The 14127-nt window shown below is 54.2% G+C and carries 11 protein-coding genes; 10 read left to right on the top strand and 1 reads right to left on the bottom strand.

Annotation, left to right across the window (positions count from 1 at the left end; translation table 11 throughout):
- Nucleotides 1-11: 11 nt before the first annotated feature.
- Nucleotides 12-2414: a single-stranded-DNA-specific exonuclease RecJ gene (recJ, locus tag C173_RS30185; RefSeq protein ID WP_036732350.1), complete on the top strand. Its 2403-nt coding sequence runs from the start codon at nt 12-14 to the stop codon at nt 2412-2414.
- An 82-nt stretch (nt 2415-2496) separates the two neighbouring features.
- The gene (locus C173_RS30180) at nt 2497-3015 is read left to right on the top strand and encodes an adenine phosphoribosyltransferase (protein WP_036732465.1); all 519 of its coding nucleotides are present in this window, start codon (nt 2497-2499) and stop codon (nt 3013-3015) included.
- Between the two features lie 112 nt (nt 3016-3127).
- On the opposite strand, the gene uraA is transcribed toward C173_RS30180, so the two are convergent.
- Nucleotides 3128-4438: a uracil permease gene (gene uraA, locus C173_RS30175; protein WP_036732348.1), complete on the bottom strand. Its 1311-nt coding sequence runs from the start codon at nt 4436-4438 to the stop codon at nt 3128-3130.
- Nucleotides 4439-4750: 312 nt separating this feature from the next.
- Between uraA and C173_RS30170 the strand changes: the two genes are divergently transcribed.
- From C173_RS30170 to C173_RS30140, 8 genes are all read left to right on the top strand, one after another.
- Nucleotides 4751-6934: a RelA/SpoT family protein gene (locus C173_RS30170; protein ID WP_036732347.1), complete on the top strand. Its 2184-nt coding sequence runs from the start codon at nt 4751-4753 to the stop codon at nt 6932-6934.
- A 28-nt stretch (nt 6935-6962) separates the two neighbouring features.
- Nucleotides 6963-7406: a D-aminoacyl-tRNA deacylase gene (dtd, locus tag C173_RS30165; protein ID WP_036732346.1), complete on the top strand. Its 444-nt coding sequence runs from the start codon at nt 6963-6965 to the stop codon at nt 7404-7406.
- Between the two features lie 307 nt (nt 7407-7713).
- A complete protein-coding gene (locus C173_RS34405; protein WP_155991691.1) occupies nt 7714-7878 on the top strand; it encodes a hypothetical protein in 165 nt (54 codons plus the stop codon).
- Between the two features lie 159 nt (nt 7879-8037).
- Entirely contained in the window at nt 8038-8544 is a 507-nt protein-coding gene (locus tag C173_RS30160) for a type 1 glutamine amidotransferase domain-containing protein (protein ID WP_036732345.1), read from the top strand.
- A 59-nt stretch (nt 8545-8603) separates the two neighbouring features.
- Nucleotides 8604-9065, top strand: a complete 462-nt coding sequence (locus tag C173_RS30155) for a hypothetical protein (protein WP_036732344.1) — start codon at nt 8604-8606, stop codon at nt 9063-9065.
- 1029 nt (nt 9066-10094) lie between these two features.
- Nucleotides 10095-11354, top strand: coding sequence for a histidine--tRNA ligase (hisS, locus tag C173_RS30150; protein ID WP_036732342.1), 1260 nt, complete (start codon nt 10095-10097; stop codon nt 11352-11354).
- Between the two features lie 50 nt (nt 11355-11404).
- The gene (gene aspS, locus C173_RS30145) at nt 11405-13183 is read left to right on the top strand and encodes an aspartate--tRNA ligase (RefSeq protein WP_036732340.1); all 1779 of its coding nucleotides are present in this window, start codon (nt 11405-11407) and stop codon (nt 13181-13183) included.
- Between the two features lie 76 nt (nt 13184-13259).
- On the top strand, nt 13260-14018 hold the full coding sequence (locus tag C173_RS30140) for a tRNA threonylcarbamoyladenosine dehydratase (protein ID WP_036732338.1): 759 nt from the start codon (nt 13260-13262) through the stop codon (nt 14016-14018).
- Nucleotides 14019-14127 lie beyond the last annotated feature (109 nt).

Raw genomic sequence — 14127 nt, 5'->3', positions numbered from 1 at the left:
GGTGAACTGTATTGCTTCATTCTAAAACAAGCTGGCAATCTCCGGCAGCCAATTCCGAGCGTATTTCGGAACTGGCCCGGAGCCTTTCTATTTCTCCGCTCCTTTCTTCACTGCTGGTGCAAAGAGGGATGGATACCGCCGACAAGGCACGGGTATTCATGGATTCAGGAGCGGAAGATAGACATGATCCATTCCTGCTCAAAGGAATGGCTGAAGCGGTGCCGCGGATACAGAAGGCACTGCAAGAGGAAGAACATATTCTGGTGTATGGTGATTATGATGCGGACGGGGTTTCCAGCACTGCGCTGATGATCTACCTTCTGCGTCATCTTGGGGCCTCTTTTGATATTTATATTCCCCATCGCTCCAATGAAGGCTATGGACTGCATAATCATGCGCTGGACTGGGCGGTCCAGCAGGGTGTATCTCTCGTCATTACGGTTGATACTGGTATCAGTGCCTATCATCAGATTGCCTATGCCTCGGAGCTGGGCATTGATGTTATTGTCACGGATCATCATGAGCCGCCGGAGCTGCTGCCCGAGGCGTATGCCCTGATTAACCCGAAGCTGCCGGACTGCCCGTATCCCTTCAAGGGTCTGGCTGGAGTGGGGGTGGCTTACAAGCTGGCTGAGGCGCTCCTTGGCAGTGAAGTGCCAGAGGAATGGTGTGAGATTGCCGCTATAGGAACCGTTGCTGATCTGATGCCGCTGCTGGGCGAGAACCGCAGTCTGGTGCGCAGAGGCCTCAGCAGCATGCGGAATTCGTCGTTCCCGGGCATCCGTGCGCTGCTCTCGGTGGGCGGTATTGCGATGAATACCGTCAGTGCGGTGAATATCGCCTTCGGGATGGCGCCGCGTATTAATGCCAGCGGAAGACTGGATCATGCTGGCCGGGCGGTTACACTGCTGACCACGGAAGATGCGGCAGAAGCTGAGCAATTTGCCGGAGAGCTGGATCTGCTGAACAAGGAACGCCAACTGGTTGTCGAGCGAATTGTCACCGAAGCCACAGCCAAGCTGGAGGAGAGAATTAGCCGGAGCGGACTGCCGGATATTATAGTGCTGGCGGACCAGGGCTGGAATGTCGGCGTAGTCGGCATTGTGGCCTCCAAGCTGCTCGAGCGGTATTACCGTCCGGTTATTATTCTGGACATTCATCCGGAGACCGGGATGTGCAAGGGCTCTGCCCGTTCCATCCCGGGTCTGGATATCTATGCAGCCTTATCCTCATGCGCCGAATTGATGGACCACTTCGGAGGACATCCGGCCGCTGCCGGGATGAGTCTGCCGCAGGGCAAGCTGGAAGCCTTCGATGCGGCGCTGAATAGCTATGCTGCGTCTGTTCTGACACCGGAGGACTTCGTAGCTGTTACGGCTGCGGACGGGGAGGTATCCATTGCCGATCTGACCCTCCAGGCTGCGCTTGAGCTGGAGCGGCTTGCGCCGTTCGGCATGGCCAATCCGCTGCCGAGATTCATTCTGCGCGGAGCAGTTGTGAAGGAGACACGGAAGATGGGTCAGGAGGGCAAGCACCTGAAGCTTGTGCTCCAGCAGGACAAGCTGACGATTGAAGCTGTAGCCTTCGGCAAGGGGCCGCTGGCTGATCTGCTTCCGGATGGTACAGTCGTGGATGTTCTGGCAGAGCTGTCCGTCAATGAATGGAACGGCTCGCGCAAGCCTCAGCTAATGCTGCAGGATCTTGCGGTGCCGAAGGCGCAGCTGTTCGATCTGCGCGGCGCGGCCGATGCCGTCAAGCAAGCGGCGCATATTCAGGAGCTGCTCCGCACCTATAGCGGCAGCAGTCCCGGCCGGAGTGCAGCGGTCTTCCAGAACAGCCGGACAACGCCGCTGCGTGATCTGAAGGACATGTCCCTCTGGGTATACGATGAGTCTGCCGGGATCTCGGCTGTACATCAGCCGGAGGGCACGCGTGACGAAGAGGGACTGTCACTGCTCTGTGTGCTTGATATGCCGGAGTCTCCGGAGCAGCTGGAAGCACTGTTCACTGCTTTTCCGGGGGCGGAGAACATTGCCCTGCTGCATTCAATCCGTGACGGGCGTGACCGGCTGCAGGTTCCCACCCGTGATCATTTCAAATCGTTATATCAATGGATTGCCGCAATCGCTGCATCTCCAACTCCTGAGCAAGAAGTGCTGCTGCGGCTCAGCCGCCAGTCGGCGCTTGGTGTGCGTATGGTGAGCAGAATGCTGGATGTGTTCGATGAGCTTGACTTCATTGAGCGCAGCGGCGGCAAGATCACCTTTGTCCCGCAGCCTGCCGCCAAGAGTCTGAGCACATCAGAGCATTTCGTCAGACTGGGCAAGACGGCGGAGATGGAGCAGTATTTCATGGAAGGCAGCCGCAGTGAATTGCAGGAATTCATGCTGTTACGGCGTTTAGGGGCCTCATAACAGCTACACATGCTGTCACGGTCATTTGGTTTGAGTAACTTCAGCGGGGGTGATCCCCGCTTACTTTTAGGAGATGATGATGTTGGATTTCAAAAACAATATTCGCGTAATTCCGGATTTCCCCCAGGCTGGAATCAGCTTCAAAGATATTACTACACTGCTGAAGGACGGCGCTGCGTACCGTGCAGCCATCGATGAGCTTAAAGCTCTCGTGGCCCACCTGGAGATCGATGTCATTGCCGGACCAGAGGCGCGTGGCTTTGTAGTGGGCGCACCGCTGGCTTACGCGCTGGGTGTAGGCTTCGTGCCGATCCGCAAAAGCGGCAAGCTTCCTTATGAGACAATCGAAGTGGGCTATGATCTGGAATACGGCAAGGATACCCTCGCTGTGCATACCGATGCGATCAAGCCCGGCCAGAAGGTGCTGATTGCGGATGATCTGCTGGCTACCGGAGGGACGATTGCTACGTCAGTAAACCTGGTGGAACAGCTTGGCGGACAAGTGGTCGGCGCTGCATTCCTGATCGAGCTGACGGCTCTGGCCGGACGGGACAAGCTGTCGGATATTGAAGTGGTTACCTTGTTGACTTACGAGGATTAATCGTCGTGCCCGGCAACTTTTCCCGGGAAATATAAAGCGGACTGCTGTCGAATGAAGACAGCAGTCCGCTTTTTGTTGATGTGCTGGGTGGATAATAACAGATGTGGGTTATTTAATGTGCCGATTTGTCAGCTTCCTGTTCATTGGACAGGCCCAGAACCTCGATCAGCTTGAAGAGCAGGGCGAGCACCATACCGACGATAGTCGCCAGTGCCATGCCTTTCAGCTCTACACCGCCAAGCTTCAGCGAAATGCCGCTGATGCCGACCACCAGGACGAGCGTAGCCAGAATCATGTTGGTGGCTTTGGAGAAATCGACTTTCTGTTCAACGAAGATACGCAGACCCGACGCCGCAATGACACCGAACAGCAGCAGGGATACACCGCCCATAACCGGCAGCGGAATGTTGGCAATGACCGAGGAGAACGTTCCGGAGAACGACAGCACGATGGCGATTACAGCAGCCCCCGCGATAACATATACCGAGTACACCTTGGTCAGAGCCATAACGCCGATATTCTCACCATAGGTTGTATTAGGCGTAGACCCCAGGAATCCGGAGAGTACTGTTGAAATCCCGTTACCCATCAGTGAGCGGTCCAGTCCCGGGTCCTTGGTCAGATCCTTGCCGACGATATTGCTGGTGACCAGCAAATGGCCGATATGCTCCACAATGACCACAAGCGATACAGGAATAATAGTCAGAATGACCTGCCAGTTGAAGGATGGGGTAATGATTGTGGGATGCGAGAGGAAGCTTGCTTGAGAGATGGCACCAGTATTCACTTCACCCAAGATATAAGCGAGTACATAACCGGTAACAATACCGATGAGGATATGAATGATTTTGGGGAAGCCGCGGAACAGCACGGAGCCGAGCACGGTAACACCAAGCGTGACGAGCGACAGGGTAATCGCTTTGCCGTCAGGCGTCCAGTCGGCGGTGGCCACACCATCTGGAGCAATCAGTCCGGCCATGCGTGCGGCTACAGGCACAAGCTCCAGTCCAATCGTGGCCACAATCGCTCCCATAACTGCCGGAGGGAATACAATATCAATCCAGCCGGTACCGGCATAACGTACAATTAAGGCCACAAGAATGAAGATAACACCAGTCACGATAAAAGCGCCCAGTGCAAGCGAATATCCGCGCTCATGATCGCCGGCATGCTCTTTCAGCACAAGCAGCACCGGAGAGATGAAGGCAAAGCTTGAACCCAAATAGGCGGGGATTTTGCCGCGGCAGATCAGAGAGTAGAGCAAGGTGCCGATACCGTTCATCAGCAGGATCATGCCGGGATCTACCCCGAACAGGTTGGGAACAAGCACGGTGCTGCCGAACATGGCGAACAGATGCTGAAGACTCAGGAGGAAGCCCGGGCCCCAAGGGAGTCTTTCGTTAACTTGAATTTCGCGTTGCAATGGAGTTCACTTCTCTTTCTGATCTAATTTGATTTGACAATTCTTATCTTTTAAAAAACCGCCTTTACTAGATTAAATAGAACAGCGGGTTTTTACAACAACATTTTTATCCGTGCCACAAAATTGTCTTTTCTTGACCCTTTCCCTGACAGGAATACCACGCTATGGCAAGTGTTGACGGAATCCCTCGTAAGCGTCATAATTATAGACAACTTTAACCTGAGCGCAATGCAGCCGGGAACGTATGGAACCTGCAAATTCTGCATGCTTGCAGGTTCATTTTATTATAGAAGGGAAACGGATACGACGAGAATGGGCATAGAGCAACTAACCGAAAAGGCTGGCGCCTATATAAAAGAAAAAGATCTTCTCCGCATCCGTGAAGCTTATGAATTCGCCGATCAGGCTCATCACGGGCAGGTACGGAAGTCGGGGGAGCCATACATTCTGCATCCGCTGGCGGTCGCAGATATTGTCGTCAATATGCAAATGGATGTCATATCCATTATTGCTGCGCTGCTGCATGATGTTGTGGAAGATACGACGGTGTCCCTGGAGCAGATCCGCACGAAATTTGGCGATACCTGCGCCATGCTGGTGGACGGCCTGACCAAGCTGGAACGCATCCGCTTCCGCTCCAAGGAAGAGCAGCAGAACGAGAACTACCGCAAGATGTTCATCGCTATGGCCCAGGATATCCGGGTGATCGTGATTAAGCTGGCGGACCGTCTGCATAATATGCGTACGCTCAAATACCAGTCTGAAGAGAGTCAGCGCCGGATTTCTTATGAGACGCTGGAGATCTTTTGTCCCATTGCGGACCGGCTGGGGATCTCTGCGATCAAGTGGGAGATGGAGGATATTGCACTCCGTTACCTGAACCCGCAGCAGTACTACCGGATTGCGAATCTTGTACACAAGAAGCGGGCAGAACGCGAGCAGTTCATTGACAGTGTCATCGGCCGCATCCGCGCCAAGCTCGATGAAATGGGCATCGAAGGCGATCTCTCGGGACGCCCGAAGCATATCTACAGTGTCTATAACAAGATGAACACGAAGAACAAGCAGTTTAACGAGATCTATGATCTGCTGGCTATCCGCATTATCGTCGACAATATTAAGGATTGTTATGCCACTTTGGGCATTATTCATACGCTTTGGAAGCCGATGCCTGGCCGTTTCAAGGACTATATTGCTATGCCCAAGGCGAACATGTATCAGTCTTTGCATACAACCGTAGTAGGTCCGGGAGGAGAGCCGACGGAGGTTCAGATCCGCACCTGGGAGATGCACCGCACGGCCGAATTCGGGATCGCCGCCCACTGGGCGTATAAGGAAGGCAGCAGCAACAACAACGTCAATCCCGAGAACCGGATGCCGTTCTTCCGCGAGATTCTGGAGCTTCAGCACGAAGCCAAGGATGCCGAAGAATTTGTAGAATCGCTGAAGATGGACTTTTTCTCTGATTTGGTCTTCGTATTCACGCCTAAGGGTGAGGTAGTGGAGCTGCCTGCCGGCTCGGTGCCGCTCGATTTCGCGTTCCGCATTCATACCGAGGTCGGGAACCGGACAATCGGCTCCAAGGTGAACGGGCGTATTGTTCCGCTTGACCATAAGCTGAAGACCGGGGATATCGTGGAGATTCTGACCTCGAAGAATTCTTACGGCCCGAGCCGCGATTGGCTGAAGATTGCTCAGTCCTCACATGCGCGGAGCAAGATCAAGCAGTGGTTCAAGAAGGAGAAGCGCGAGGAGAACGTGGAGAAGGGCCGGGAGGCCATCGAACGCGAGCTGAAGCGCCTGAACGTGGAGGTCTCTGACTGGCTGACGGAGGACAAATTGTCCGAGGCTGCGAAGAAGTTCGCCTTCAATGATGTGGAGGATATGCTGTCAGCGGTCGGCTTCGGCGGGATTACCGCAGCGCAGATCGCTTCCAAGCTGACTGAGAAGCTGCGTAAAGACCAGGAGGAGGCCGCAGGCCATCTGGAGCTTACCTCCGAGATGAAGGCGATCAAATCCAGCGGAGAGAAGCGCAACCAGCCGACCAACGGGGTCCGTGTCAAGGGGATCGACAATCTGCTGGTACGCTTCGCACGATGTTGTAATCCTGTGCCGGGCGACGATATCATCGGATATGTGACCCGTGGACGGGGCGTATCGGTGCACCGTGAGGATTGTCCGAACATTCCGAACGAGATGGACGGGGAGGAAGCAGCCCGCGTGATTGAAGTGGAGTGGGAAGGCAGTATGGAGGCTAATTACAGCGTCGATATTGAGATTACCGGCCACGACCGCAACGGGCTGCTGAATGAGGTGCTGCAGGCGGTATCGGAGAGCAAGACCAATATTTCAGCGGTCACGGGGCGCTCCGACAAGAACAAGATGGCGATGATCCATATGACAATTTTGATCCGCAATACTGATCACCTGCAGTCTGTGGTCGACAAAGTGAAGCGGGTCAAGGATGTATATACCGTTAACCGCATCATGCAATAAGGTACTAAGGCAAGGAGCTGAAGGATAGATGAGAGTCGTTGTGCAGCGCTGCAAGAACTCCAGTGTGACGGTGGACGGTGCAGTGACCGGAGCGATTGGAGAGGGCCTGATGCTGCTGGTCGGCGTAACCCATGAGGATACAGAGAAGGATGCCAAGTATTTGGCTGACAAGGTTGCCGGACTGCGGATTTTTGAGGATGCGGCCGGTAAAATGAACCATAGTGTGACGGAGGCCGGCGGGGCCATTCTGTCCGTCTCCCAGTTCACGCTGTACGGGGACTGCCGCAAGGGCAGACGCCCCAACTTCATGGCGGCAGCGGCTCCGGCTGAGGCAGAGCGGCTCTACGACTACTTCAACCAGATGCTGCGTGCCGGAGGGCTACAGGTTGAGACCGGCGTGTTCGGAGCGATGATGGATGTCGCCCTGACCAACTGGGGACCGGTTACGCTGCTGCTGGACAGCAAGGGTTAGTATTAGAGCCGGGCAGACGCCGCTTTAAAGGACGGCAAAGCCGTTTCCACTTGATAAGATACATCACGGGACTCCACAAGGTGGGGTCTTTTTGCTGTGGAGGTAATCGGGCATAATCTAAGCGGGAAAGCGCATACTGTGTGCTGGAGCAGAGGCGATCGGGAGGGATGTAAGCGGAAAAGCGGACACACTGTGCTGATGCTACGAAGGTCAATATGTTCTATTTAATCCCTGCCGGATAGCCATCCTCGCAGGTGGATAGACTAGGGATGAATGACTATTCACAAGTTGCGGGGAGTCCGAAGCGATGAGACAAGCACCGAAAGCATGGATGTGGAACACGATACAAGGTCATAAGGCGGGGTCTGCGGCTGAAGCTTCAGCGGAAGCGAAGGAAGCCGGCGGGCTGCGGGAGATGCAGGAGATGCAGGGAATGCGTGGAATGCGCCGCGGTCTTCTGCCCCGGACCTAGAAGAAGCGAAGGGCAGCGGACTGCTTTTTTCGACGCATAGAGATTGTAGTTGTGAAATAAGAATTTGCATCGAACCTGCCAGGCTTCGTTATAAAGCGGGGGAATGAGGGTAATAGATTGACGAGACGACAGCAGCCCTAGAGAGGAGATATGGATCTCATGAGTAAAGTAGCTTTTCTACTCGCCAATGACTTTGAAGATTCTGAAATGAAGGTTCCTTACGAAGAAGTTCTGCAGGCAGGACATCAGGCAGAAATCATCGGTCTGAAGAAAAATGAGACCCTGCTCGGCAAAAAAGGAAGCGTATCCTATGCCGCCGATAAAGCGATCAGCGAGGTCACAGCGGCAGAGTATGATGCGATAGTCATTCCAGGCGGATCTTCGCCGGAGAATCTTCGTCTTGACCCGGATATTCTGCAATTCGTGAAGGATGCTGACCGTGCAGGCAAGCCGATTGCCGCGATCTGCCACGGCCCGCAGATTCTGATCAGCGCTGAATTGCTGCAAGGCCGCACACTTACCTCCTATCCGCCGCTGAAGGATGATCTGATCAATGCCGGTGCGGAGTTCAAGGATGAAGAGGTCGTCGTAGACGGCAATTACATTACTTCACGCACACCCAAGGATGAGCCCGCTTTTGTGCGTGAGCTGCTAAAGGTGTTGTAATACAAGAAATACATGCATAACCCGTTTGGCATAATACAACTTTATGGGAGGGATTTACAATGACTAGAAGAATCCAAGCCTATTTCAGTACAGAAGATGCAGCGGAAGGTGCTAAGACTTCTTTGATTCCTTACGGTGTAGAGGGGATTGAGGTATCGGCTTTAACGGACCCTTTGGATAATGGAGTAAATAACCGGCGCAACATTCTGATACCGCTGGGCTCCACCAATACCGCTTCAACAGGTGCCGGAGGTGTTTACGCTGCCGGAGGTGCAACAGGTATGGGGTCCGGGGCGGCCATTGTTCCGGCAGTTGCGGCAGAGGATGATCTGAAACGTACGGATGAAGTACGCGCCGATGAAGTACGCACGGAGGGCGAAGTGCATAGAGGGGAAGAGCTGACAAGCAGTGACCTGGAGCACTTGCATTATGTGATGGATCTCAAGGTAGCCGAGAATCATTACAACGAGGTTGTAGAGGTTCTGCGCGGCAAGCAGGCCTATGTGGAGATTTTTGATTAAAAGGGACCGCGGTTCCCGCCGGTATACATTTCAGCTCCAGCCCTCCGTTATGGAGAGGCTGGAGCTGTTTTATATGGAGAATAAAAGGCGAGGACAGCGTCATAGATATAGACAGGAGCTGGGGGATGGTGTAACCTATGGATTAGCATGACAGCGGGAATTTGGACGGCTTGGTGAAACGCTTTCTTTTCTGTAATGCAACTGTAACACTACATTCATGATTCCTTAATATAGCGTGTTTATAATAGAAGCATGACCCCCTTTTTTATAATATATGATGATGGACCTGCAGCAATCGGCTGCAGGTCACTTTTTTATTTTTGGGGAGATTTCAAGCAACATGGAGTGTCATTAGAGTGAAGTAATGAAGCGGACTGAGAAGCGCCTATTTGTCCACAAACTGTTTTTTTGCGGCAGACGCGGACTGACATTCCGTTATTAGGCTGATTTGAGCGGATAACGAGGCATATGTAGGTGCATAGCGGAATCTGAGTCCGCTTAAGCTGAGAATGAGGAGTTTTTGCCCCAATAGCGGTATTTCATTCCACTTGGCTGAAGGAACGCTGGCTCGTGGCAGCTTATTTTATTCAATCCTTGACTTTAGCGCAGTGGTTCAGTAGAATCTAACAGTATAGGTAAGTTTATATTGTTTTGATGACGGGACCAAGTAATCCGTAACCCACAACCCCAGAGAGGAATCCCGCAGATCATGGCTGTCGTCCAGGTAAGGAGGACCGCACGCTGATCCGCAAGGCTGTAAGGATTCTGTTGATGAACGGACGAATGACCTCCCCGAGAACGCACGGCGAACGCAGGCAGCAGGATTGCCTACAGTCAGTAGCCGATTGCGCGTAGGCGGGCGTTAACCGCTTAGAGCGGAGCTTACGCAGAGCAAGTTGCTAAGCCCGGAATGTGGGTGGTACCACGGGTGAATTATTGGTTATGATAATCCCTCGTCCCTGTTTGTAATTGAACAGGGATGAGGGGTTTTTTGCTGTTTTAAGGGGTTATTTTCAGGAGGGATAGACTGTGGCTAAAGAAAGATTTGAGAAACCAACAGGTACACAGGATGTGCTGCCGGGTGCAGTAGAGAAATGGCAGGTTGTGGAGGCTAAGGCCAGAGAGCTGTGCCGCCGCTTCAATTACCGGGAGATCCGCACCCCGCTGTTCGAGCACACCGGGCTGTTCGAGCGCGGAGTCGGCGAAACAACGGATATTGTAGAAGGTGAGATGTATACCTTCAAGGATAAGGGCGACCGCGATCTGGCGCTTCGTCCCGAAGGGACAGCAGGCGTGGTACGCGCGTATGTCCAGAACAAGCTGTACGGGGAGCCGGATGTCAGCAAGCTGTATTATATCGGACCGATGTTCCGTTATGAGCGTCCGCAGGCCGGCAGATACCGCCAGTTCCATCAGTTCGGCATCGAAGCCTTCGGCGCAGTGGACCCGGCGATTGATGCTGAAGTCATCTCGCTGGGATACCAGTTCTACATTGATCTGGGGCTGAGGGATGTGCGGGTAGAGCTGAACTCGGTCGGCAATGCGCCGAGCCGTGCGGCTTACCGCGAGAAGCTGCTGGATTTCCTGAGACCGATGAGAGAGAGCCTGTGCAGCGACTGCCAGCGGCGGATGGAACGCAACCCGCTGCGCGTGCTGGACTGCAAGGTTGATCAGGACAAGTTCGGCGGTGCACCTTCTATTCTGGACAGCCTGGATGAAGAGTGTACAGAGCATTTTACGAAGGTGAAGGGGCATCTGGATGTGATGGGTGTGGAGTACAGCATCAACCCCCGCCTGGTGCGCGGCCTTGATTATTACACGCATACAGCGTTTGAGTATAAAGCGGCAGGCATTGGCTCTATCGACACGGTGGGCGGCGGCGGCCGGTACAACGGTCTGGTCGAGGAGATCGGCGGGCCGGATCAACCGGGCATCGGGTTCGGGATTGGCCTGGAGCGGATTCTGCTGATTCTGGAGAATCAGGGTGTGGCGCTGGAAGCGGCGAAGCCGCTGGATGTGTACTTCGTCGCATTAGGTGAAGCGGCAGATCTGGAGATCACGAAGCAGCTGTTCCGTCTGCGCAGTCTTGGATTCTCTGCGGAGCGCGATTACCTGGGACGCAAGATGAAGGCGCAGATGAAGTCGGCGGACCGTATGTCAGCCCGGTATACGGCGATTCTTGGTGAAGACGAGCTGAATAGCGGCGTCATCGCACTGAAGTCGATGGAGACCGGCGAGCAGCGGACTGTGAAGCTGGACGAACTGGCAGAGGCGCTGATTCAGAATTAGGCGAAAAGGCGAGTATATGTAATTTTAATCATGAAGGGGTAGGATAAAAGATGACCAGAAGCCATAACTGTGGACAATTAACGACAGCGAGCATCGGTGAGACAGTAACATTGAACGGTTGGGTGCAGACCCGCCGTGACCTTGGAGGGGTGCTGTTCATTGATCTGCGCGACCGGACAGGGATTGTACAAATTGTATTCAACCCTGACTATTCCGGAGAAGCGCTGCAGATTGCCGATAAGGTCCGCAGTGAATACGTGCTGTCCGTGACAGGTACGGTGGTTAAGCGCGATGAGGAGACCGTTAACCGCAACCTGCCGACCGGTGAGATCGAAGTGCAGATTACAGACATCGAAGTGCTGAATGCAGCCAAGACGCCTCCATTCTTCATCGAAGACGGAGTGGAAGTAGACGAATCCCTGCGTATGAAATACCGTTACCTGGATCTGCGCCGTCCGGAGATGCACAAGACGCTGCTGCTCCGTTCCAAGGCAGCGAAGATCTTCCGCGATTTCCTCGACAACGAAGGCTTTATCGATGTGGAAACGCCGATCCTGACCAAAAGCTCGCCGGAAGGCGCACGTGACTATCTCGTGCCAAGCCGTGTGCATGAAGGGGAATTCTTCGCGCTTCCACAGTCACCGCAGATCTACAAGCAGCTGCTGATGGTCGGCGGCATCGAGCGTTATTACCAGATGGCCCGCTGCTTCCGCGATGAGGATCTGCGTGCTGACCGCCAGCCGGAATTCACGCAGTTCGATATTGAGACCTCGTTCATGCCGCAGGATGAGCTGCTGTCGATGATGGAGAAGCTCATGCAGCGTCTGCTGAAGGAGACGGTTGGGGTTGAGGTATCCGCACCGTTCCAGCGGCTGACCTATGCCGAAGCGATCGGCAAATACGGCTCGGACAAGCCGGACCTGCGGTTTGGCCTGGAGCTGGTAGAGATGAATGATATCGTTGCTGAGAGCGGCGTGAAGGTATTCGCTTCCGTGATCGAGAAGGGCGGAGAAGTGAAATGTCTGAACGCCAAGGGCTGTGGCACCTGGACACGTAAGGAGATTGACGATCTTGGACCATACGCTGCACGCTACGGCGCCAAGGGTCTGGCCTGGATTCAGGTCAAAGACGGCGAGTTCAAGGGACCGATTGTGAAGTTCTTCTCCGAGGAAGAAATCGCTGCCGTGAAGGAGCGCACAGGTGCCGAAGAAGGCGACCTGCTGCTCTTCTCCGCGGATACCAAGAAGGTGGTAGCAGATGTACTTGGCGCCTTGCGTCTGAAGATCGGCCGCCAGCTTGGTCTGATCGACGACAGTGTGTTCAAATTCGCCTGGGTAACGGAATTCCCGCTTCTCGGCTACGATGAGGACCAGAAGCGTTATGTGGCTGAGCATCACCCGTTCACACGTCCGATGGACGAAGACCTGCATCTCTTCGATACCGATCCTGGCGCCATCCGCGCACAGGCGTATGACCTGGTGCTTAACGGCTACGAGGTGGGCGGCGGTTCCCAGCGTATCTACAAGCGTGAAGTTCAGGAGAAAATGTTCAATGCACTCGGCTTCTCGCAGGAGCTGGCCTATGAGAAATTCGGCTATCTGATGGATGCCTTTGAATACGGCACGCCTCCGCATGGCGGCATCGCGTTTGGCTTCGACCGTCTGATTATGCTGCTGGCGGGCCGCACGAACCTGCGTGAGACCATTGCCTTCCCTAAGACAGCAAGTGCAACGGACCTGCTGATGGATGCCCCATCCCCGGTGGATGCCGGACAACTGGAGCAGCTGCACATCAAGCTGGCACCGAAACCGGAGAAAGAAAAGAAATAAATTAACTATGGACTGACGGGGCGCTCCAGGAGAGCAGAGGGACGTCCCGGAAGCCTTGCCCAAGGAGGCTGACATCATGCTGAATCAGTTCTCGCGTACGGAGCTGGCGATCGGGCCGGAAGGCCTGGCGATCATGAAGAACAGCACAGTAGCTGTGCTGGGGATCGGCGGAGTTGGCGCTATGGCAGCGGAAGCGTTGGCCCGGACCGGAATCGGCCGCATTATCCTGATTGATAAGGATTCGGTCGATATTACCAACATCAACCGCCAGCTCCATGCGCTGACCACGACCATCGGCCAGAACAAAACCGATCTGATGGTGGACCGCATCAAGCTGATTAATCCGGACTGCGAAGCGATTGCGCTGAATATGTTCTACACCGAAGAGACGTATGAGGAGCTGTTCAAATACAAGCTGGACTATGTGATTGACGCTTCGGATACGATTATCTATAAGATTCACCTGATCAAGGAATGTCTGGCCCGGAAGATCCCGCTGATCTCCAGCATGGGAGCGGCCAACAAGATGGACCCGACCCGCTTCCAGGTCGCCGACATCTCCAAGACTACCATGGACCCGATTGCCCGGGTGATCCGCACCAGACTGCGTAAGGAAGGCATCAAGAAGGGCGTGAAGGTGGTCTTCTCCACCGAGAAGCCTGTGAAGCCGCGCGAAGATGTGACGGAGCAGATTGTGCCCGCGAATGCGCCGGATCGGCGCAAGGCGAAGCAGCCTCCGGCCAGTACTTCTTTTGTCCCCCCTGTAGTCGGTCTGATTATGGTCAGTGTAACGGTACGGGATTTGCTCGAAACGGGCGGCATTACATTTGAATGAATTCTATCAGGTAAAAGGGTGTGTAGCCGGCTTCCGGCTATATGCCCTTTTATTACGGTATGTTTTGGGGCCCCCCCGCAAAGTACCTGAGTAAACATCGAAGCGAACC

It is taken from the genome of Paenibacillus sp. FSL R7-277, assembly GCF_000517965.1.
GTDB classification, from domain to species: Bacteria; Bacillota; Bacilli; order Paenibacillales; family Paenibacillaceae; genus Paenibacillus_AQ; species Paenibacillus_AQ silagei.
Note: the sequence above shows the minus strand (reverse complement) of the source record. Positions and strands in the feature narration are given on the sequence as shown.